Source organism: Mesorhizobium sp. P2_A8 (assembly GCF_056404935.1).
On the sequence record NZ_JBFUDB010000006.1, the window covers coordinates 354,932 to 376,102 of the forward strand.

The 21,171-nt window shown below is 65.7% G+C and carries 20 protein-coding genes, 1 tRNA gene and 1 riboswitch; of the genes, 3 read left to right on the forward strand and 18 right to left on the reverse strand.

Features of this window, described 5'->3' with window-relative positions:
- Positions 1-75: 75 nt before the first annotated feature.
- The 3 genes from AC1D10_RS19840 to AC1D10_RS19850 are packed head-to-tail and all read right to left on the reverse strand — an operon-like array spanning position 76 to position 3,300.
- Positions 76-1,293: an ABC transporter permease gene (locus tag AC1D10_RS19840; RefSeq protein ID WP_477274787.1), complete on the reverse strand. Its 1,218-nt coding sequence runs from the start codon at positions 1,291-1,293 to the stop codon at positions 76-78.
- Between the two features lie 2 nt (positions 1,294-1,295).
- Positions 1,296-2,003, reverse strand: a complete 708-nt coding sequence (locus AC1D10_RS19845; protein WP_477274789.1) for an ABC transporter ATP-binding protein — start codon at positions 2,001-2,003, stop codon at positions 1,296-1,298.
- A 4-nt stretch (positions 2,004-2,007) separates the two neighbouring features.
- Positions 2,008-3,300 carry an efflux RND transporter periplasmic adaptor subunit gene (locus tag AC1D10_RS19850; RefSeq protein ID WP_477274791.1) on the reverse strand — a complete coding sequence of 431 codons (1,293 nt, stop codon included), beginning with the start codon at positions 3,298-3,300 and terminating at the stop codon, positions 2,008-2,010.
- Between the two features lie 101 nt (positions 3,301-3,401).
- Here AC1D10_RS19850 and AC1D10_RS19855 point away from each other — a divergent pair, with 101 nt between their 5' ends.
- Entirely contained in the window at positions 3,402-4,310 is a 909-nt protein-coding gene (locus AC1D10_RS19855; protein WP_477274793.1) for a PhzF family phenazine biosynthesis protein, read from the forward strand.
- A 208-nt stretch (positions 4,311-4,518) separates the two neighbouring features.
- Positions 4,519-4,594: transfer RNA gene (locus AC1D10_RS19860), tRNA-Lys, on the forward strand.
- A gap of 77 nt (positions 4,595-4,671) precedes the next feature.
- Here AC1D10_RS19860 and AC1D10_RS19865 read toward each other — a convergent pair.
- From AC1D10_RS19865 to cbiE, 8 genes are read right to left on the reverse strand one after another with little or no spacing between them, the layout of a single operon-like run.
- On the reverse strand, positions 4,672-5,412 hold the full coding sequence (locus AC1D10_RS19865) for a hypothetical protein (protein WP_477274795.1): 741 nt from the start codon (positions 5,410-5,412) through the stop codon (positions 4,672-4,674).
- Between the two features lie 23 nt (positions 5,413-5,435).
- Positions 5,436-6,446, reverse strand: coding sequence for a nicotinate-nucleotide--dimethylbenzimidazole phosphoribosyltransferase (gene cobT / locus AC1D10_RS19870; protein ID WP_477274797.1), 1,011 nt, complete (start codon positions 6,444-6,446; stop codon positions 5,436-5,438).
- Between the two features lie 39 nt (positions 6,447-6,485).
- Complete coding sequence (locus tag AC1D10_RS19875) at positions 6,486-7,262, reverse strand: adenosylcobinamide-GDP ribazoletransferase (protein ID WP_477274799.1); 777 nt, start codon at positions 7,260-7,262, stop codon at positions 6,486-6,488.
- 3 nt (positions 7,263-7,265) lie between these two features.
- Positions 7,266-8,579, reverse strand: a complete 1,314-nt coding sequence (locus AC1D10_RS19880) for a cobyrinate a,c-diamide synthase (RefSeq protein ID WP_477274801.1) — start codon at positions 8,577-8,579, stop codon at positions 7,266-7,268.
- On the reverse strand, positions 8,576-9,394 hold the full coding sequence (gene cobA, locus AC1D10_RS19885; RefSeq protein ID WP_477274803.1) for a uroporphyrinogen-III C-methyltransferase: 819 nt from the start codon (positions 9,392-9,394) through the stop codon (positions 8,576-8,578). Before cobA ends, AC1D10_RS19880 begins: the two co-directional genes overlap by 4 nt.
- The gene (gene cobM, locus AC1D10_RS19890) at positions 9,391-10,155 is read right to left on the reverse strand and encodes a precorrin-4 C(11)-methyltransferase (protein ID WP_477274805.1); all 765 of its coding nucleotides are present in this window, start codon (positions 10,153-10,155) and stop codon (positions 9,391-9,393) included. Before cobM ends, cobA begins: the two co-directional genes overlap by 4 nt.
- Entirely contained in the window at positions 10,152-10,538 is a 387-nt protein-coding gene (locus AC1D10_RS19895) for a cobalamin biosynthesis protein (RefSeq protein ID WP_477274807.1), read from the reverse strand. The genes cobM and AC1D10_RS19895 overlap by 4 nt, the downstream gene beginning before the upstream one ends.
- On the reverse strand, positions 10,535-11,776 hold the full coding sequence (cbiE, locus tag AC1D10_RS19900) for a precorrin-6y C5,15-methyltransferase (decarboxylating) subunit CbiE (protein WP_477274809.1): 1,242 nt from the start codon (positions 11,774-11,776) through the stop codon (positions 10,535-10,537). Before cbiE ends, AC1D10_RS19895 begins: the two co-directional genes overlap by 4 nt.
- Before the next feature lies 1 nt (position 11,777).
- Here cbiE and AC1D10_RS19905 point away from each other — a divergent pair, with 1 nt between their 5' ends.
- Positions 11,778-12,530: a cobalt-precorrin-6A reductase gene (locus AC1D10_RS19905; RefSeq protein ID WP_477274811.1), complete on the forward strand. Its 753-nt coding sequence runs from the start codon at positions 11,778-11,780 to the stop codon at positions 12,528-12,530.
- On the opposite strand, the gene AC1D10_RS19910 is transcribed toward AC1D10_RS19905, so the two are convergent.
- Genes AC1D10_RS19910 through AC1D10_RS19940 form a run of 7 tightly spaced genes read right to left on the reverse strand, consistent with a single transcriptional unit; the run spans position 12,518 to position 20,888 of the window.
- Positions 12,518-13,282, reverse strand: a complete 765-nt coding sequence (locus tag AC1D10_RS19910) for a precorrin-3B C(17)-methyltransferase (protein ID WP_477274813.1) — start codon at positions 13,280-13,282, stop codon at positions 12,518-12,520. The two genes, AC1D10_RS19905 and AC1D10_RS19910, sit on opposite strands and share 13 nt — an antisense overlap.
- Complete coding sequence (locus tag AC1D10_RS19915) at positions 13,279-14,037, reverse strand: precorrin-2 C(20)-methyltransferase (protein WP_477274815.1); 759 nt, start codon at positions 14,035-14,037, stop codon at positions 13,279-13,281. The genes AC1D10_RS19910 and AC1D10_RS19915 overlap by 4 nt, the downstream gene beginning before the upstream one ends.
- Positions 14,034-14,666: a precorrin-8X methylmutase gene (locus AC1D10_RS19920; RefSeq protein WP_477274817.1), complete on the reverse strand. Its 633-nt coding sequence runs from the start codon at positions 14,664-14,666 to the stop codon at positions 14,034-14,036. The genes AC1D10_RS19915 and AC1D10_RS19920 overlap by 4 nt, the downstream gene beginning before the upstream one ends.
- Positions 14,667-14,668: 2 nt before the next feature.
- Positions 14,669-16,012, reverse strand: a complete 1,344-nt coding sequence (cobG, locus tag AC1D10_RS19925) for a precorrin-3B synthase (RefSeq protein WP_477274820.1) — start codon at positions 16,010-16,012, stop codon at positions 14,669-14,671.
- Positions 16,009-19,401, reverse strand: a complete 3,393-nt coding sequence (cobN, locus tag AC1D10_RS19930) for a cobaltochelatase subunit CobN (protein WP_477274822.1) — start codon at positions 19,399-19,401, stop codon at positions 16,009-16,011. The genes cobG and cobN overlap by 4 nt, the downstream gene beginning before the upstream one ends.
- 18 nt (positions 19,402-19,419) lie before the next feature.
- Positions 19,420-20,457, reverse strand: coding sequence for a cobalamin biosynthesis protein CobW (cobW, locus tag AC1D10_RS19935; protein WP_477274824.1), 1,038 nt, complete (start codon positions 20,455-20,457; stop codon positions 19,420-19,422).
- Between the two features lie 2 nt (positions 20,458-20,459).
- Positions 20,460-20,888: a DUF1636 family protein gene (locus AC1D10_RS19940; RefSeq protein WP_477274826.1), complete on the reverse strand. Its 429-nt coding sequence runs from the start codon at positions 20,886-20,888 to the stop codon at positions 20,460-20,462.
- A 39-nt stretch (positions 20,889-20,927) separates the two neighbouring features.
- Positions 20,928-21,133, reverse strand: a riboswitch (cobalamin riboswitch).
- Positions 21,134-21,171: the final 38 nt, after the last annotated feature.

Consider the following 21,171-nt stretch of genomic DNA (forward strand, 5'->3'; position numbering starts at 1 on the left):
GCGGTTGGCCGCCTGAAATCTTCACGACGCGGAAGAAAACCCCCGGCGAGATCGCCGTGGGAAGCTGACCTGGGCTTACTCGTGCCGCAGCGCGTCGATCGGGTCGAGCCTGGCGCCGCGCAGCGCCGGGAAGAAGCCGAACACCATGCCGATCAGCGCCGAGAAACCGACGGCGAGCAGGATGACCGCCGGGCTTGGCGCGAACGGGATGGTCAGCGCCGCCGCGGCAAGGCCGGCCAGCGCCAGGCCAATCAGGATGCCGATGATGCCGCCAAGCAGCGACAGCACCGTCGCCTCGACCAGGAACTGGATGAGGATGTGCTTTTCATGCGCGCCGATGGCAAGCCGGATGCCGATCTCGCGCGTGCGCTCGGTGACCGAGACCAGCATGATGTTCATGATGCCGATGCCGCCGACCAGCAGGCTGACGCCTGCGACCGCGCCCAGCATGCCGGTCATGGTGGTGGTGGCGCTGGCCATGGCGTCGGCGATCTGGGTCATGTCGCGGATGGCGAAATCGCTCTCGCGGTCGGGGGTGATGCGGCGGGCATCGCGCAAGATGTCCTCGACGCGCGGCTGCAGTTCGCTGGTCGGCGTGGTGTCGTCGGCGGCGATGTAGATGTTGTCGATGTCGCGGTTGCCGGCGATGCGGCGCTGATAGGCATGCAGCGGCATCAACACGACATTGTCCTGGTCCTGGCCGAAGCCGGTATAGCCCTTGGGTTCGAGCAGGCCGATGATCTTGCAGGAGGTGCGGTTGACGCGGATGATCTCGCCCTCGGGGTCGCCGGCGCCGAAGAATTGCTGGCGCACCGTCTCACCGATCAGGCAGACGCCGGTGCCGGAGCGGGTCTCGGAATCGCTGAACGGGCGGCCGGACACCAGCTTCCAGTCGCGCGCATCGAGATAGGCGCTGTCGGTACCGGTGACCCCCGAGGTCAGGCTCTCGGTGCCGAAGATGACACGGACCTGTTTTTGCGAGGCCGGCGAAATGGCCCGCGCGCCGGTCAGGTGCGCGACCAGCGCCGCCAGGTCCTTTTCTGCGAGCGGGCGGACCACCTGGTCGAGACCGCCCGGGCCGCCGGGACCGGCCGGCCGGCCGGAACGGACGACCAGCAGGTTGCTGCCGAGCTTGGAGATGTCGGCCTTGACCTTTTCGGTGGTGCCGGAGCCGATGGTGAGCATGGCAATGACCGCGGCAACGCCGATGACGATGCCGAGCAATGTCAGGAACGAACGCAGCACGTTGCGGCGGATCGAGCGGAGCGAGAGGCGGACGGTTTCCCAGATCATGGTTAGGCCACCTCGAGATTCTTGGAATCGGAGGCGACGTGGCCGTCGAGGAAGCGAATGGTGCGCTCGGCATAGCCGGCGACGTCGACCTCATGGGTGACCATGGCGATGGTCAGGCCAAGCTCGGTGTTGAGCTGTGTCAGCAACTCCATGATCTCATGCGTGCGCGCGGTGTCGAGATTGCCCGTCGGCTCGTCGGCGACGAGCAGCGTCGGGCGGGTGACGATGGCGCGCGCGATCGCCACGCGCTGCTGCTGGCCGCCGGACAGCTCGGCCGGCGTGTGGTGCTCGCGGCCGACCAGGCCGACCTGGGACAACGCCTGCATGGCAAGGTCGCGTCGTTCGCGGGCGGCGACGCCGCGATAGATCAGCGGCAGTTCGACATTTTCCGCTGCCGTGGTGCGGGCCAAGAGATTGTAGCCCTGGAAAACGAAACCGACATAGAGGTTGCGCAGCATGGCGCGGCGGTTGCGGTCGAGCCGGCCGGCGTCGATGCCCATGAACGAATAGGTGCCGGCGGTCGGCGTGTCGAGGCAGCCGATGATGTTCATCGCCGTCGACTTGCCGGAGCCGGAAGGGCCCATGATGGCGACGAATTCGCCGCGCCGGATGGCAAGGTCGACGCCGGCCAGCGCGTGGACCCTGGCTTCGCCCTGGCCATAGCTCTTCCAGACCTTGTCGAAGGTGATGAGGTCAGCACCGGTAGCCACGGCCTCAGCTCCGCTGCTGCGACGCGGTGATGACCTCAGTGCCTTCCTTGAGGCCCGAGGTGATCTCGGTCAGCTCGCCATCGGTGGAGCCGATCCTGACATTGACCGGATGCGGCCGCCCATTCTCCAGCACATAGAGCGTGCGCGAGCCGTCGGTTGGCGCTGTCACGGCCTGGCGCTGGCGGTTGCCGCCGGGGCGACCCATGCGGCCGGTGAACAGATCGCTGAGGCTCCAGCCACGCGCTGCCTGCTGTGCCGGGCGATAACGGAAGGCGGTGGCAGGCACGGTGAGGACGTCCTTTGCCTGCCGGGTGACGACCGAAACGGTTGCGGTCATGCCGGGCCGCAGCAACAGCTCGTTGTTGTCGACCTCAAGCCGCGCATTGTAGGTGACGACGCCGTCGGTGGTGACCGAAGCATAGGAAATGTCGCGAATCGCGGCATCGAACGGCCGGTCGGGGAAGGCATCGACGGTGAAACGGGCATGCTGGCCGGTCTTGACCGCGCCGATGTCGGCCTCGTCGACCGCCGCCACCAGTTCCATGTTTCTGAGATCGGCGGCGATGATGAACAGCACCGGCGCCTGCAGCGAGGAGGCGACCGTCTGGCCGGGGTCGACCGAGCGCGTCAGCACGATGCCGTCGATCGGCGCATAGATGGTGCTGTTGGCAAGGTCGGTCTGCTGCGATTTCAGATCGGCATTGGCGATGGCGAGATTGGCCTCCGCGCTATCGAGTGCCGCCTTGGAGCGGTCGCGCGTCGCGGCTGCCGCCTCCAGCGACTGGTCGGTCGCCATGCCGCGCTTGGTCAGCGCGGCCGCGCGGACAAGCGCTTTTTCGTTCTCGGCGAGCGTTACCGTGGCGTCTTCGACATTGGCAGCCGCGCCCTTGGCGGACGCCTCGGCCCGTTCGATCTGCACCTGCAGCTTCGCGGTGTCGAGCGCTGCCAGCACGTCGCCCTTCTTGACCTGCTGGTTTTCCTCGACGGATACCGAACGGATGATGCCGGAGAGCTGGCTGGAAATGTCGACCTGCGTGAGCGGCTGCAGTGTGCCGGTCGCCGACACCTCGACGGTGAGATCGGCCTTGGCGGCCGGCACGGTGGTATAGTCAATCTTGGCGGGCGAGCCGGCGTACCACTGATAGGCGCCAAGCCCGGCGGCGAGCACGATCAATGTCAGCAGCGCATAGAGCCAGCCACGCCGGCGCGTCTTGTGCAGACCTTGCCTGTCGAGACCGAGCGCCGTCTCGATGGCGGAATCCGATTCCGTCTTTGGCAGATTGACAATCTGGTCCACGTCGGACCCCTATGATGCGCAATGTCCCTATCTGTGCACAGATCAGGCTTACTGGTTCAAATATCAAATTAAATTTCGCCCATGTTGGGATTGAGGCAGGAATGCAAACCCGGAATTACTTGCTTTACGACGTGTTCACGACCGAGCGACTGGCCGGCAACCAGCTGGCCGTGGTGTTGGATTGCAAAGGTCTGGACACGGCCGCGATGCAGGCCATCGCGCGTGAGTTCAACCTGTCGGAATCGGTCTTTGTGCTGCCGCCGGCCAATCCCAAGCACCGAAACCGCATTCGCATCTTTACGCCCGACTACGAAATGCCGTTCGCCGGCCACCCGACCGTCGGCTCGGCGATCGCGCTGGCTGAACTGGCGGGAGAGGGCGGCGCCGGCATCTTCGTGCTGGAAGAAAACATCGGTCCGGTGCGTTGCGCCGTCAGCAAGCACGATGGCAACACCTTCGCCGAGTTCGACCTGGCGAAGCTGCCGGAGCCGCTGAAGCTCGAGGCCGATCCGGAGGCGATCGGTGCGGCCCTTGGGCTGGCGCCGCATGAGATCGGCTTCGAGAATCACCGCGTCGCGTTCTGGTCGGCGGGTGTGCCCTATGTGACCATCCCGGTTGCCAATCTCGAAGCTGCGGGCCGAATCCGGTTGGACAACCAGGCTTGGTCCGAATTGGCGCCGCGCAAGAGCGAGTGGGCCTTTGCCAGCCCCTATGTCTACTGCCGCGAGACGGTGAACCACGAAAGTGCGTTCCATGTGCGCATGATCGTGCCGGGCACGCCGTCCTATGAAGACCCGGCGACCGGCTCAGCGGCGGCCGCCTTCGCCGGCGCCATCATGCATTTCGATGGCCCGACAGACGGTGTTTCGCAGCTGTGGATCGAGCAGGGGCTGGAGATGGGCCGGCCATCGCGCATCCGCCTCGAACTGACCGTGCAAGGCGGAAAACTGGCCTCGGCGCGCATCGGCGGCAACGCGGTCAAGGTGGCGGAAGGCAGACTGTTCGTCTGATCATCTGCGGCACTTCGAGCCTGTTCCATCTCGATAAAATCGGGATGGGGCTCTGTCTTTTTGTATGAGCATGATCTCTTCCGAAAACCGGATTCCACTTTTCGGGATCATGCTCCAGGCGATTTGTCGGGAAATGATTCCGGCAGGGCTGGACAGGACCGATGGTGGCGGCTATATGCCCGCCAACGCCGGTTTTTGCCGGCCGAGTGGGTGCGTAGCTCAGTTGGTAGAGCAGCTGACTCTTAATCAGCGGGTCCACAGTTCAATCCTGTGCGCACCCACCAAAATCTTCAAAGACTTGGTGGAAAGACCCTGAAAGTGGGATGTTTCGCTGCCGTTCGGTGGCGGCATTCAGTGGACGCTATTGGATAGTTGGTCGCAGATAGCTGAGGATCGCTCGCGTTATAGCGAGGACGCCGTCGACGTCTTCGAAGTTTGTCTTGCTTTTGCCAACGATCCATTCGAGTTCCGGGGCTTCCGGCAACCGAAGGGTACGATTTAGCGCCCAACCTGAGAGGAGACCAAGCCCAAAATATGTCGGCTCGTTTTCTCCATAATAAGGAAAGCGAAAATCTAACCAAATTGGCCCTCCATATCCAAGCTTGAAGGTCATTCTGATAGAAACCCTGTGGCCGAAACGATCTTCAATTACTCCATGAAAGCTGAGATCTCTGAGTGCGTAACCATGTGATGGCGTCGCCAATCCCATGGAGCTCCAGACCTTCCAAGTATGCGATTTCAATTCTTTGTAGTTCGGAAATTTGGTCTTTTCAGGCGTTAGACGGATCGGCGGATCATTGTAGCTGGTTTCTGCTCTCCACTCTTCTGCGGCGCGACGAAGATCTTCAAAAGTCCGGAGGATCGCCGGATTGATGGGATCGCCAGAGCGGACTGAGCTCCGCCACTCGGAAATCATGTCGCGCAGTTCTTCGATGGTATGGCCCGAGCGATCTGCCCAGTCCTGCGTCGCCAACATCCATGGTGAGTTGTATTTCAGTCCGGCAAAAGCTCCGATCCTGCGATCGAAATCTCTGATAATCAGCGCGAAAGTATCGCGAAGACCCTGTTTGGGATCGCCGAAAATTTGGGAGGGCTCGTTCATCGCGCGATCCGGGCGTTGCTAGCCTACTTCTCCGAAACGCCCGCCTCGGCAAAACTTGCCATGCGGGTGTGGCACTCCAGCGCGGAACGGACGATGTTGACGGCGAGGCAGGCGCCGGAACCTTCGCCAAGCCGCATGCCAAGATCGAGCAGCGGCGGCAGGCCGAGCGCTTCGAGCAAGCCACGATGGCCGGATTCGGCCGAGACATGGGCGGCGATGGTGTGGGCGAGGCCGGCCGGATGCAGCCTTGCCAGCGGTGCGGCGGCGGCGGTGCAGACGAAGCCGTCGAGCAGTACGGGTATGCCCAGATGGCGGGCGGCGAGCGTGGCGCCGAAGATGGCGGCGAGTTCGCGCCCACCGAGCGCGGCGGCAACTCCCAGCGGATCGCTAAGGGCGGCGGCGTGGCGCTTCAGGCCGGCCTCGATGGCGACCACCTTGCGCTTCAGGCCGGCGTCATCGACGCCGGTGCCCCGCCCGGTCCATTTTTCCGCACCGCCGCCGAACAGCGCTGCCGAAATGGCGGCTGCCGGCGTGGTGTTGCCGATGCCCATTTCGCCGAAACAGACCAGATCTAGGTCCTTCGTCACCGCGTCATAGCCGGCCGACACGGCAGCGAGAAACGCCTTGTCATCCATCGCCGGCCCTTGCGTGAAGTCGCCCGTGGGATGATCGAGATCGAGCGGGATGACATCGAGTTCGGCGCCGGCGATGCGGGCGAGCTGGTTGATGGCCGCGCCACCGCCGGCGAAATTCGCCACCATCTGTACCGTGACTTCCGAAGGATAGGCCGACACGCCTTGCGCGGTGACACCATGGTTGCCGGCGAAGACGAAGACCTTCACCCGATCAAGCCTTGGCATGTCTCGACCTTGCCAGCGCGCCAGCCATGCTGCGATTGTTTCCAACCGGCCGAGGCTGCCTTGCGGCTTGGTCAGCGTGTCCTGGCGGCGGGCGACCGCCTTTGCGGCGGCATCGCTGCCGGTGGGCAGGTCGACACAGGCGGCGCGCAGTTCATCTAGTGATTTGAAGGGCATGGGGGCAAAGTCTCCAAAGGGAATCAGGCCAAAGGGGAATCAGGAGAAAGCTACGGAAGCGACGAGCAGCACGGCGATTTCGCTCAGCTGCTGCAAGGCGCCGATCGTGTCGCCGGTCTGGCCATCGATCTGGTTGAGGCAAAGGGCGCGGAACGCCGCAAACAGGAGGCCAAGCAGGATGAGCGCGAAAACGGCGCCGCCGAGCCCGAGCAAGAGCAGCGCTATCGCGCCGAGCACGGCGCCGGCGATAGCCGTCTCGAACGAAACTGTGCCGGCGTCGACCGAGAGGCCGTCGGACCGGGCCGCGGGCAGCAGGTGCATGAAGGTGCCCAACACGCCGCGCGAGGCAGCGTGCGCGGCGATCAGGGCGAAGAGGGCCCGCGTGGGTTCGACGAATTCCGACAGCGCGCTCCAGCGGATCAGCAGCGACAGAGCCAGTGCCGCGGCACCGTAGGCGCCGATGCGGCTGTCGCGCATGATGTCGAGTTTGCGGCCGCGCGATTTGCCGCCGCCAAAGCCGTCGGCGACATCGGAAAGCCCGTCCTCATGCAGGCAGCCGGTCGTGAGCACGGTTGAAACAAGGGCAAGGGCTGCCGCCGGGCCCATGCCAAGGCCAAATCGTTCCGCCGTGGCAAAGACGATGGCGCCGATCAGGCCGACGACAAGACCGGCAACGGGTGCTGCCCAGATCGCTGCGGCCAGGCTGCGCCCGCGAAAATCGAAGACGGGCAGCGGCAGCCGGGTGAAGAAGACCAGGCAGAGCGCGATGTCGTCGAGGACCTGCCGGGGGGAAAGGGTCAAGTTCCGAAACTTCATGTCCTAGCCCCTCGCAATGGCGTGGAAGAAGGTGCCGCTGACATGGCCGCGCCGGTAACCCGAGGCGCCGATGGGATTGCCCTGGCCGTCGGCGAGGTCGGCCAGCGGCTCGTCATTGCCGGTCGCGATCATCTGCGCATAGTGGAATTCGTGGCCGCGGATCAGCGCGCCTTGCGCGCCCAATGGGCAATCGGCGCGCAGCCGCGCCTCGCGATAACCGAGATTCATCTTGCGTTTGGCAAAGCTGGTGGAATGGCCGAGCAGGCCGAGCATTCCGTGCGTTTCGCCCGACGCGTCCTCCAGCGCTTCGCCAAGCACCATGAAGCCACCGCACTCGCCATGGATGGGCTTCGTCGCGGCGAATCTTGCCATTCCCTCACGGAAATCTGCGGCGGCGGCAAGCCGGCCGGCGTGAAGCTCGGGATAGCCGCCGGGCAGCCAGCAGACGTCGCAGTCCTCGTCGGGTGCTTCGTCGGCGAGCGGCGAGAACGGGACGATCTCGGCGCCGGCCTTGCGCCAATAGGCCGCCACATGCGGATAGAGGAAGGTGAAAGCGGCATCTTCAGCCAGTGCAATGCGCTGGCCAGGTGGCGATAGCGCTTCGTCAAAGCCGCCGGGCGCCGGGGTGAGGGGGGTCGCCAAGGCCATGATGGCATCGAGATCGAGTGACTTTTCGGCCATGTCGGCCATCCGGTCGAGATGCGCCATCAGGTCGTCATATTCGCCGGCCTGGACGAGGCCGAGATGGCGCTCGGGTAGGTTCAGCGTCGGATCGCGCAGGATGGCGCCGACAACGGGCAGGCCGATCGCCTCGATGGCGTCGCCGGAGAGACGGCGGTGGCGCTCGCTGCCCAGCCGGTTGAGCACGACGCCGGCCATGCGCACATCCGGATCGTAGGTGGCAAACCCTTTGGCGACAGCGGCCGCCGTGGTCGACTGGCCGGAAACGTCAAGCACCAGCAGCACCGGCAAGCCGTAGAGGCGGGCGAGATCGGCCGCGGAGCCGGTGCGGCCGGGGGCCGCGGGAATACCGTCGAACAGCCCCATGGCGCTTTCGAGGATGACGAAATCGGTATCGTCGGCCGCTTGTCTGGCGAGCGCATTGAGCAGCGATGGTGGCATGGCCCAACTGTCGAGGTTGACGCCGGACAGGCCGGTGGCTGCGGTGTGGAAGCCGGGATCGATATAGTCGGGGCCGGATTTGGCGCCGCGCACTTTCAAGCCCCGCCGGGTGAGCGCTCGCAGGATACCGATGGTGACGCTGGTCTTGCCCGAGCCTGAGCGCGGCGCGCCGATGATGATCGCGCGGGCGCTCACAGTGCACCCGCCAGTGCCGCGCGCATGGCGACGATGCCGCCGACGACGATCAGCGCCGGCGCGGTCAGCCCGGCGGCGACCGCTTCCTCGGCAATGGTGGCGAGCGTGGCAACGACGATCTGCTCCTGCGGTGTCGTCGCGGCGACGATCACGGCCGCTGGTGTCGACGGCGCCAGGCCGCCGTCGAGCAGCGCGGCGGCGATGAGGGGCAAATTGGCCATGCCCATATAGACCACGACAGGCTGGCCGGTGCGCGCGATTGCTGCCCAGTCGATGTCGTCATCGGTGCCGGCGGCATGGCCGGTCGCCAGGATCACAGCCTTGTTGATGCCGCGCATGGTGGCCGGGATGCCGGTGGCTGCCAGCGCACTGAGCCCCGACGTCAGGCCGGGCAGGACGCGGAACGGGATGTTTTCCCGCGCCAGCGCCAAAGCTTCTTCGCCGCCACGGCCAAAGATATAGGGATCACCGCCCTTCAGCCTGACGACGCGGCGGCCTGCGCGCGCCAGTCGAACCAGCAGCGCGGTGATGTCGTCCTGCTTCATCGACGGTTTTCCGCCGCGCTTGCCGGCAAAGAACAGTTCGGCGCTTGCGGCGACGGCGACGACATCGGGGGAGACCAGCGCGTCGTAGACAACGGCATCCGCCTGGGCCAAAGCCGCCAGCACTTCCAGCGTCAGGCACCCAGGGTCGCCGGGGCCGGCGCCGGCCAGCCAGACGTGGCCCGGTGCAAGTGGGCGCGGCTTGAAGTTGAGCCGCGCAAGAGCTTGTTCGAGCGTGGCGTTCTCGCCCTTGTTCCTGGTGCTGCCGCTCACAATCCGTCCCGTCCGCGAAAACGCCGCTGGTAGTGGGCGTCGTACAATGAACTCTCGCCAAAATCTTCCGCCGCCAACGAACGGCCGACGAAGATGATCGCCGTGCGCTCCATCGGATCGGCCGCGAGCAACATTTCGATCGTTTCCAGCGTGCCGGTCAGCACGCGCTCGTCCGGCCATGAGGCGCGGAAGACGATCGCCACCGGGCAATCCCCGCCATAATGCGGCGTCAGCTCGGCAACGACGCGATCGATGGCGTGGATGGCAAGGTGAATGGCAAGCGTGGCGCCGGTGCGGCCGAAACCAGCCAGCGTTTCACCGGGCGGCATCTTGGACGCACGGCCGGAGACGCGGGTCAGCACCAGGCTTTGCGCGACTTCGGGAATGGTCAGCTCGCGGCGAAGTGCTGCGGCAGCCGCGGCGAAGGAGGGAACGCCCGGTGTCAGCGTGTAGGGAATGCCGTGCTTTTCCAGCCGCCGGATCTGTTCCGCAACGGCGCTCCATACCGACAGGTCGCCGGAATGCAGCCTGGCGACATCATGGCCGGCTTTGTGGGCATCGAGATATGCGGCCTCGATCTCGTCGAGCGACATCGGTGCAGTGTCGATCAGTTTTGTCCCCGGCGCGCAGTGCTGCAGCAATTCGGGCGCGACGATCGAACCGGCATGCAGGCAGACCGGGCAGCTTGCCAGTAGCCTGGCGCCACGCAGCGTGATGAGATCGGCGGCACCAGGACCTGCGCCGATGAAATGCACGGTCATGGCGCATCTCCGCTGATGGCGATGGCGCAGGTGACCGGGCCGAGTACCGTACGGGGGCCAAGCAGCCTGGCGCCCTTGCCGGCAACGGCAACGGCGGATGCTTCGGACACCGAAGGCGTGCCGGCCAGATCCTGCGAACGGCTGGAGAGGCTGATCGTGGCTGATGAGGCGGCCTCGACAGCTGCCGCATCGGCGACGATGACCGGAAGATTGAGCTGATGTCCGGCGGCGAAGATGGCCCTTTCGTCCCGCTTCAAGGGGGCGGTGGCCAACGCTGAAAGCGCCGTCATGGCCAGCCCATGCGTCTCCAGGGCGGTTTCTATCGCCGCGAGCACGTCTTCAACGCTCACGCCCTTTCGGCTGCCAATGCCCGCGACCATCATGGCTTCACCCAGCTCCATTGGGTGACCGGCATGGCCGGCCGCCAGGCCTGCATCGAGCCGACCGGCGATGCGCGGGATATGTTTATGCGGGTCAGGTCGCCGCCAAGCGAGATATGGCGGGCAAGAAGCAGGCCTTCCATCTCCAGCGTCACCGCATTGGCCACAAGACGACCGCCGGGGCGCAGGGCCTTGATGGCAGCGTTCAGCACGCCGGCATCGCTGCCGCCACCGCCGATGAAGATCGCATCCGGCGTGTCCAGCCCGGCAAGCGCCTTGGGCGCGCTGCCTTCCACCACGACAAGGCCGGGAACACCGCAGGCAGCGGCGTTGCGGCCAATGCGGGCGGCGCGGATCGGGTTGGTCTCGATGGCGATGGCACGCAGCGAGGAATGGGCGCGCATCCATTCGATGCTGACGGAGCCGGAGCCCGCGCCGATGTCCCACAGCAATTCGCCGCGCCTGGGCGCCAGCGCTGACAGGGTGATGGCGCGAATCTCGCGCTTGGTGATCTGGCCGTCATGGTCGAACAGATGATCGGCAAGCCCAACGGTGAGCGGCAGGACGCGCGCATCCGCACCGGGTTCAACTTCGATCGCCAGCACGTTGAGCGGATTGATGTTTTCGAGGCCGAAGGCATCGGCGCAGGCCGAGCGCAAAGTCTCCTTCGGCCCGCCCAAAGCTTCCAGAACCGTCAGCCGTGAGGCGCCGAAGTCGAGTTCGACGAGCAGGCGCGCGATTGCAGCGGGTGCCTCCGCGTCGGATGTCAGCGCCAGGATGCGTGCGTTCGGCTGCAGCAGCGGCCGGATCAGATCGAGCGGCCGGCCATGCAGTGACACGGTCTCGATATCCTGCAAAGCCCAGCCAAGGCGAGCGGCCGCCAGTGAAACGGCCGACGGTGCGGGAATGACATGCATCTCCGGCGCCTTCACCTTGCGGGCGAGGGTGGCGCCGACCCCGTGGAAGAACGGATCGCCGGAGGCGAGCACGCAGACGTTTCTACCGGCAAGTGCCAGCACATCGGTCATCTCGGCATCGAAGGGAACTGGCCAGGGACGTGGTTCACCCTTGGCGAAGGAGGCGACAAGCGCCAGATGCCGCTTGCCGCCGAATATGACTTCCGCCCTAGCGATCAGTCGCTTGGCCTCGTCGCCGAGACCCGCTAAACCGTCCTCGCCGATGCCGACGATGGAGAGCCATCTTGCGTTGAGCTTGGCGCCGCGCGGACCCTCAGCAGGCATGATGACCCACCGCATTCTGATCCTCGGCGGAACCACGCAAGCCCGGCAGCTGGCCGGAAAACTGGCGGCGCACGCTTCGGTCACGCTGTCGCTGGCCGGCCGTACCGAAAGCCCGGCTGCGCAAGGGGTGCCTGTGCGAACCGGAGGGTTTGGCGGCGCCGATGGACTGGCTGCCTATCTCCGGGAGACACGCATCGACCTTCTGATCGACGCCACGCATCCCTATGCTGCGCGGATCTCGGCCAATGCAGCGCAAGGCGCGCGCCTGGCCGGCGTGCCGATCATCGCCTTGCGACGCCCCGGCTGGGAGCCTGTCGAAGGCGACCGCTGGACGCAGGTCGATACGGTCGGCGACGCCGTGCACGCGCTCGGTCCCGCGCCGCGGCGCGTTTTCCTGGCGCTCGGCCGGCAAGAGATCGCCGCCTTCGAGGCGGCGCCCCAGCATCATTATCTCATTCGCAGCGTCGATCGGGTTGAGCCCAGACTGATGGTCCCGGATGCGAGCTATCTGCTGGCAAGGGGGCCATTCCCCGAGGCGGAAGAACGCGCGCTGCTCGAAAAGCATCGCATCGAAATCGTCGTGTCCAAGAACAGCGGCGGCGAGGCAACCTATGGCAAGATCGCGGCGGCACGGGCGCTTGGCATCGAGGTGGTCATGGTCCGCAGGCCCGCGCTGCCGGACGTCCCTTCGGCTGAAACCGTCGAAGCGCTGGCCGCCATTGTCAACCAATTTGGGGTCGATCATTTTCTCTGACCCGTGGACGAACGCGGTGTGTAGACCAGCGACTGCTTTTCGCCGCGCTTGATGATCCTGGTTTCCGGCGAGCCGATGATGATGCAGGTCGCCATGTCGGCCTTTTGCGCGTCGACATCGGCCAGCAGGAAGACTTCGATGCGCTCGTCCGGACGGCCGGCGGCGCGGCCGAAAATCACCGGCGTGGTGCCCGGCAGGATCGCGGTCAGGCATTCGAAAGCGCGGCCAAGCTGCCAGGGGCGCGCCTTGCTGATCGGATTGTAGAGCGCGATGACGAAGCCGGCACCGGCCGCCGCCAGCAGGCGCAACTCGATCAGTTCCCAAGGCTTCAGATTGTCGGACAGCGAGATGGCGCAGAAATCATGGCCGAGCGGCGCGCCGATGCGGGCTGCAACCGCGAGCATGGCGGTGATGCCGGGCACGACCGCGACATCGACCGCACGCCATTCAGCCGGGCCGGCCTCGATCGCCTCGCAGACGGCAGCCGCCATGGCGAAGACGCCGGGATCGCCACCCGAAACGACGGCCACGTCATGGCCTTCGGCGGCTTTGGTCAGGGCGTCCGTGGAGCGGGCGAGCTCCTCGCGGTTGTCGGAAGCAACGCGGGTCTGGTCCGGGCGCAACTCCAGCCGGTCGAGATAGGGCTTATAGCCGTAGAAAAACGCGGCCTGCGCCACGGCGCGGCTCGCCTCAGGCGTCACCTGATCGGCATTGCCGGGTCCGAGCCCGATGACGGTGAGGCGGCCGCTCATGCCTGTGCTCCCGAAACGCCGGGCCGGGCGGACCAGCCGGCGACCAGCACGATGGCGAAGTAGGGAGCCTTGTCGTCCTGTTTGTCAGCAAGCTTCATCGAGACGCTGCCGGCCATGGTGCCACGCTCAACATAGACGGCGCGCGCAAGCTTGCCGGTCGCCTCCAGCGCCCGCCTGATCTTGGGCAGGTTGCGGCCGACCTTCATGATGACGGCGGCGTCGGTATCCGCCAGCCGTCGGGTGAGCTCGAACTCGCTCATCGTGCCCGGCAACACCGTCAGCACATCGTCGCCCTGGACGATCGGCAGGCCAGTCGCCGACCAGCAGCCGGACATGGCGGTGACGCCGGGAATGACCTCGGTGGGGAAACGATGGGCGAGGCGCACATGCAGGTGCATGTAGGAGCCGTAGAACAGCGGGTCGCCCTCGGACAGCACGGCGACCATTTTGCCGGCCTGAAGATGCTCGGCGACTTTCTCGGCGGACTCCTCGTAAAAGCCGGTGATCTGCGACCGGTAGTCGTCGTGATCCTTGTCGATTTCCGTGGTGACGGGGTAGAGCAGCGGCAATTCCGTCATTCCCGGGCGGAACTGCGCTTCGACGATGGCGCGTGCATTGCTGTTGTTGCCGCGCTTGGCGAAATACGCCACGACATCGGCTTCAGCCAGGACGCGTGCAGCCTTCAGCGTCAACAGTTCGGGGTCGCCGGGACCGGTGCCGACGCCAACCAGACGACCTTTGGCCAGCGCGTTCACAGGCCCGGCCTCGCCAGGGCATTGAGTGCCGCGGCAGTCATGGCGCTGCCGCCAAGCCGGCCGCGCACGATGGCATAGGGCACGCCATAGGAATTCTCGGCCAGCGCATCCTTGGATTCTGCCGCACCGACGAAGCCAACCGGCATGCCGATGATGGCTGCCGGCTTAGGCCCGCCGTCACGCAGCTTTTCCAGCAAATAGAAGAGCGCGGTCGGCGCATTGCCGATGGCGACCACCGAACCGGCCAGGCGGTCGCCCCACAGGTCGATTGCGGCCGCCGAGCGGGTGTTGCCGATGTCCTTGGCGATGTCGTGTGTGCGCGGATCGCGAAGCGTGCAGATCACCTCATTGCTGGCCGGCAATCTGGCGCGGGTGACGCCATGCGAGACCATTTCCGCGTCGCAGAAGATCGGCGCACCCGCCGAAAGTGCGGTGCGCGCGGCGGCAACGAAATCCGTCGAGAAAACAAAATGGCTGGCAGCTTCGACCTGGCCGCAGGCATGGATCATGCGGATGGCGACATCGGCCTCGGCTTCGGAGAAGCGCGTGAGATCCGCCTCGGCGCGAATGATGGCGAAGGAGCGTTCGTAGATCGCCGTGCCGTCGTGGATGTAGTCGTAGGCGGCCATGCTCATTCCTGTCGGTAAGCTTCGGCGATGCCGGCCGCGCCAAGCCTTGTCAGGCAAGCTGCGGCGGTTTCGCCGGGAAGTCGTGCGCTGCGGATCACTGCCGCGACGCGGCTGATGCCGCGCGCGGCGTCATAGCCCGGCCTGTAGCCGGCAGGAAGGCCCTTTGCCGTCGCGTTCACGACAAGTCCGGCTCCGTTTTCGCCGCCGACCAGGGTAAGCGCTGCTTTGCCCGGATGGGCACAGCCTTTGGCGCAGCCGGAAACGTGCAGCGTGAAGTCGAGGATGTCGGCATTTTCAGCGGCAATCGTCTCGGCAATGTCGCGCGTGGCGATCCGGCCGGAAGCGCAAGCCGGCGTGCCGGGGCAAGCTGCGATACGCGTGCGAGGATCGGCTGGATCGGTGACGAAGCCAAGGGTGGCTGCGGCGTCTTGAAGGGGCCGGTTGGCGGTCGCCGGCTGGCCGAGGAAAAGCAAGGCACGGCCCGGCGTGAGGCGGATTTCGGTTGTGCCGAGGGCGAGGGCGCTCTGGGCGAGGCCGATGATCTTGTCCGCAGGCATGCTGCCATAGGGCAGGCCGATGCCGACGGCGATGGCGTCGCGGGTCAAAGGGAAAAGACCGATGGGTCGGCGATCCTTCGCGCCCCGCTCTGTCCCTCCGGCAACGACAGAGGGGGGCGCGAAGGAATGCCAACCGGCGAGAGATGTCAGCTGCCTCTCCGACAAATCCCTTGCATGAGCGTCACGGCCTTTTTCGGCAACCATCCTGAGCACGGCAACAGCAACATCGCGCGCCGCATCGTCGTCCGCCGTGGCGAGTGGCCTTGCATTCTGCCCATCACCCGCGACGGACACGCGCCACCGATTTCCCGTATCGGTGCGCGTTGCAACAAGCCGCACATCGGCCGTCACCGAATCCAGTCCAAGTTGTCCACCGCCGTCGACAATGACCGAAACCTTCGGCCCCAGCCGTTGCGTCAGTCCAGTCTCTTCAACCGCTGCCCTGATCCGCTCGGCCAGCGGCCGGGGATCGGCAATCTCTTGCGGATCGATGCCGGCCAGCGGTCCGGTCTCGACCGGCACGCCGGTGCGCACGGCGATGCCCAGCGCATCAACCTCCGTCGCCAGAAGAGCCGCGCTTTCGGGCGTCAGGCCGCGTATCTGCAAACTGCCGCGCGCTGTGACTTCCATGATGCCATTGCCGTACCGCAAGGCGGATTCGGCGAGTGCGATCAAAAGTTTCGGCGACAATCCTCCAGCCACCGGGTTGAGCCGCACCAGCAGGCCGTCTCCGGTCTGCATGGGGGCTGCCAGAGCGGGGCAGGCACCGCGACGCGAGAAGGCGTTCATGCCGCAACCCCAAGCGCTTCTGCCTCGGCAATCAGTGCGGCGAGATCGTCGTCGATTGAATTGCGCAGGGGATGCCAGAGCCCACGCAGGCGCGCCGACAGGAAGCGCTCGGCAATGACTTTGGCGGCGGCAGGGTTCTCGCGCAAGATGAAGGCGCGCACCAGGGGATCGCCGAGATAGGCATCATGTACCGCCTCGATCAGCGTGCCCGATATGGCGTGGGTGGTCTCGGCGAAGCCGACCAGCCGGTCGACCGTTTCGGCGAATTCGGAGGCGCCACGCGGGCCGTGGCGCATCTGGCCTGATATGAAGCGGGCATTGACGGCGCGGGCACGCACGACGCGGGCTACCGCCTCACCGATCGAACGCGGCTTTGGTTTCTGCGGATCTGTGGTGTCGAGCACGATGACATCGGCGTTCCGACCGAGCGCCGCAAGCGCGGCTGAAAAGCCGCCGATGAAGGCGACGTCGGCGGACCCTTCGAGAATGTCGCGGCCGGGGTCGTCACCGGTGTGGACGAGAAGATCGGCTTCGGCGATGCGGCCCTCGAAGGCGCCGGGCGCGGAGACACCTTCGCCCTCGACGCCGCCATAGGCATGCGAGGTGGCGTCGAGATAGGCGCGGCCGATCTCCTCGCGCGCCGCCCAATCACCGCTCGACAGCAAATCTTCAACGCCGGCGCCGTAGGTGCCGGGAGAGGTGCCGAAGATGCGTGGGCTGATCTTGCCATCCGCGCGGCTCCGAGCTGCGAGCGGGTTTTCCGAATCCTCCTCGTCGCGGGTGGCAACCGCGTTGGCGGCGGCATCGATCAGTGCGATCTGGGTCGGGAACATGTCGCGGAACAGGCCCGATATGCGCCAGGTAACATCGACGCGTGGCCGTCCGAGCGCGGCAGGCGGCATCACTTCTATGCCGGTGATGCGGCCGGTCGAGGTATCCCATTGCGGCCGGCAGCCCATCAGCGCCAGGCCCTGCGCGATTTCTTCGCCGCCGGTGCGCAGCGAAGCCGACCCCCAGAGATCGATAACCAGCGAACGCGGCCAGTCGCCATGCGACTGCATGTAGCCGCGCACGACTTCTTCCGCTGCAGCCCTGCCGAGATCATAGGCCGTCGGCGTCGGCATGGTGCGCGGATCCGACGTGAACAGGTTGCGGCCGGTGGGCAGAACATCGGAACGGCCACGTGCCGGCGCGCCGGCCGGGCCGGCCTTGACGTGACGGCCATCCAGTACCGCGAGCAGAGCCGTCTTCTCTGCGTCCGCGCTTTGACGGCGCATGGCGTCAGGCTCGTCCACGGGCGCGCGGCCATAGATGTGCAGCCCGTCCTTGATGGCGAAATCCTTGAGGTCGCAGAGCCAGGCGTCGATGCGGCGCAGCGCTTCGTCGGGCGCGTCGGTCCTGGCGACGCCGGCTTCAGAGGCGAGGCCGGTTTTCTGCGCGGTGTCGACGATCAGCTTGGCCAGACGATCGCGGCGGCGGTGGTCGAGCCCGTCGGCCTGGGCGTATTCGTCGACCAGCCGCTCGAGCCTGTGCTGGTCCTCGTCCAGACCGGCGCCGGCCAATGGCGGCGGCAAATGGCCAAGAGTCACGGCGGCGATGCGCCGTTTGGCTTGTGCCGCCTCGCCGGGATTAGAGACGATGAAGGGATAGATGACGGGCAGGGGACCGGTGACGATCTCGGGAAAGCAGTTTTCCGAGAGCGCAACCGTCTTGCCGGGCAGCCATTCCAGCGTGCCATGGGCGCCGACATGGATGAGAGCGTGGACGCCGAGTGACTTGCGCACCCACAGGCCGAAGGCGATCAGGGCATGGCGCGGCGGTAGTGTCGGGTCGTGATAGTCGGCGCGACGGTCCGCCGAGCGGCCGCGATCGGGGGCGAGCGCCACGGTGACGTTGCCGAAGGTGGCGGCGCGGAAGGGGAATTTTGCGGAGCTGGGTGCCTCGCGCAATCCGGTTTCGTCTTCCGCCTTCCCCCAAGCCGCTTCTACCGCAGCCATTGCAGCCCTTGGCAGTTCGGTCGAAAAGGAGAGATAGTCGCCAAGCTTCAGCACGTGGTTTGAACTTTCCAGCAAATCCAGCAGCTCACGAGGCGTTTGCGGAATCCCGTCAACCGCATACCCCTGTTCCTTGAGGTCGTGCAGCATGGCCAGCACGCTGGACGGCACGTCGAGGCCGACGGCATAGCCTGTGCGGCCGGGCGCACTGGGATAATCCGGGATCAGGATCGCCAGCTTGCGCTCGGCGCGGGGCGTTTCCTGCAGCTTGATGAAGGTCGCGACGCGGTCCGCGACTTGCGCGACGCGGTCGGGCTCCGGCCGGTTGGCGAAGGCGCGGTGACCAAGTGCGGGATCGACCTCGGTCTCGCCCTTGAAGGAAATCGCGCCGGCCAGGATGCGGCCGTCGAGCTCCGGCAGCACGACATGCATGGCGAGGTCGGCGGGCGCCAGCCCGCGCTGGTTGTTTTCCCAGATATCGTGGCGGGTGGTGGCGACGATGACCTGGAAGACAGGCACGCCGGCGCGGTCGAACAGGGTCTCAACACCGGGTTCGGCGCCGGACGCGAAGGCGGTCGCGGTGATGATGGCGGCAGGTTTGAGCGTGGTCAGTGCGGTTTCCACGAACGTCAGGGATGCCGGGTCCTTGAGGCTGGAGACGAAGATGGGGACCGGGTTGATGCCGCGCTGCCTGAGCGCTTCAAAAAGGGCGTCGATGGGCGCGACATCGGCGGCGAGCAGCATCGAGCGGTAGAACAGGATGGGGGTGACGGGGGCGTAGACGTGGGAAGGATCGCTACCGTTCCTGGACATCCGGACGACATCCAGGTCATCAACGACACCGCGCCCCGGCTCATAAAATCCCGCCTTCGGTACAGCCACCGGTGCTGTGACGGTGCTCTTGGCGCCAGCCAACCGCGCCAGCTTCTGCACCAGTGCGCTCATATTGGCCGGGCCGCCCTCGCGGAAATAGTCGAGCAGGCCGTCCAATTCCTCACGCGACAGCGTCGAGGCTTCGATCAGGCGCAGATCCTCGTCGCGGCATTCGCCGGGCAGCAGCGCCAGTTTTATGCCGCGTGCGCGGGCGGTCGAGGCAAGCTGGTCGCAGCCGTAGCGCCACCAGTCGTAGCCGCCGAGGATGCGCACGAGGATGATTTTGGCGTGGCGGGCGACGCTGTCGATCCAGAGATCGACGGACATGGGATGGCGCAGGTCGCGCAAGGCAGCCAGCCGCATCGAGGGCAAGCGGTCGGCATCGGTCTTCCATGCTGCCGCCAGCCCGGCGAGATCGCTGTCGGTGAAGGACAGGGCCACGATATCCGCCGGCGTCTGCCGCAGATCGACCGGCTCGGCGAGGTCGTCGAGCGAGGCGGAGGTCGTGGTGAGGATGTGCATCGCGGTCCGTGGTGTGCGTCAGCCGGCGAGTATACGCTCGATCGCCGGGCGGTTCAGCCCCTTCAGGCCGATGACGACGAGGCGCGAGCGGCGGTCGTCCTGCGCCGTCCAGGCGCGGTCGTAGTAATGATTGACGCGCGGTCCGACAGCCTGCAGCAAGAGCCGCATCGGCTTGCCGCCGACCTCGACAAAGCCTTTCACGCGCAGCACGTTTTCTTCCTCGGCGGCGGTAGCGACGCGTTTTGCCAGCTCATCTGGGTTGGCGATCGAGGCTATGTCGACAATAAAACTGTCGAAGTCGTCATGCTCGTGGTCGAGCTCGTCGTCGTGATGGGTCTTACGGTTTTCGATGTCATCCTCGACGGCAAGGCCAAGGCCGAGCAACACCGACGGATCGACCTTGCCCTGCGACGTCGGCACGATCTTCACGGCGCGAGCGATGTGCTCGTTGATGATGGCGTTGGCGCGGGCCGAGCCGGCGGCATCCATCAGGTCGCTCTTCGACAGGATGATCAGGTCGGCACAAGCGATCTGATCCTCGAACACTTCCTCGACCGGATCGTCGTGATCGAGTGTCGTGTCCTGCGCGCGCTGCGCCTGAAGTGCGTCCATGTCGTTGGCGACACGGCCTTCGGCCAGCGCCGGTCCATCGACGACGGCGATGACGCCATCGACCGTCACGCGGCTCTTCACCGTCGGCCACTGGAAAGCCTGGACCAGCGGTTTGGGCAGAGCGAGGCCGGAGGTCTCGATCAGGATGTGGTCGACCTTCGGCGTCAGCGACAGGATCTGGTCGAGCGCCGGCACGAAATCGTCGGCAACGGTGCAGCAGATGCAGCCATTGGCCAGTTCGACGATGTTTTCCTCGGGGCATGTGTCGATGCCGCAGCCCTTCAGGATCTCGCCGTCGATGCCGATGTCGCCGAACTCATTGACGATGATGGCGATCCGCTTGCCGCCGGCGTTTTCCAGGAGATGGCGGATCAGCGTCGTCTTGCCGGCGCCGAGGAAGCCGGTGACGACGGTGCAGGGAACGCGGGAGACGGAAGCGGTCATGATCAGTCCTTCAACAGGTCGAGGGGAGGGATGCGGGCGACGAGGCCACGCTTCAGGCTATCGGGGCGGCCACGCCAGGGAATGAGGCCGTCGGTCGAGGTGGCGAAGAGTTTTGCGCCAGAGACGAGGTCGGCGCCGCTGGTCGCGGTCAGGTCGCCGAAGACATAGCTCCAGCAGCCATCGCGCAGGATGGCGGCACTAAGGCGGCGCTTGCAATTGCCGAGACATTCGACTGTTCGGATGCGGATGTTTTCGTCCGATGCGGCGCGGCGCGTGTCCTCAGCCAGCAGTTCGCCGGCGCGGGGGTGGGCGTCGGAGCCGGTCTCGTCACGGCAGGAGGCGCAGACGATGACGGTGACGCCGGTCAAGGCATCATCGTTGCCGGACAAAATATCCGCTGTCTCAGCCGAAAAACTGCTGTCGCGTTCCAAATCAGGCTCCTTGCCCGGAAAACCCGCCAGGCGATCGGATACTTTGTGTCCTAGACGGCAGGTCTCCTGGCTCGCGGGTCATCGCCTTGGGTGCCGCCTTCCCGGGGTTATCCCAGTGGTTTTCGGCCCAGGCTCTTCGCTTACAGTTGCGGGGACAGCCGCGGATTTGAGATTTTTCATCCCGCACCGCATTCCCTCTTGGCTCCTCCCTTTGAAGAGAGGAGACCGTCTGGACCGGATTTAGGCTTGTGTATGCAGGCGTGTCAACGCGGGAGGGCGAGAT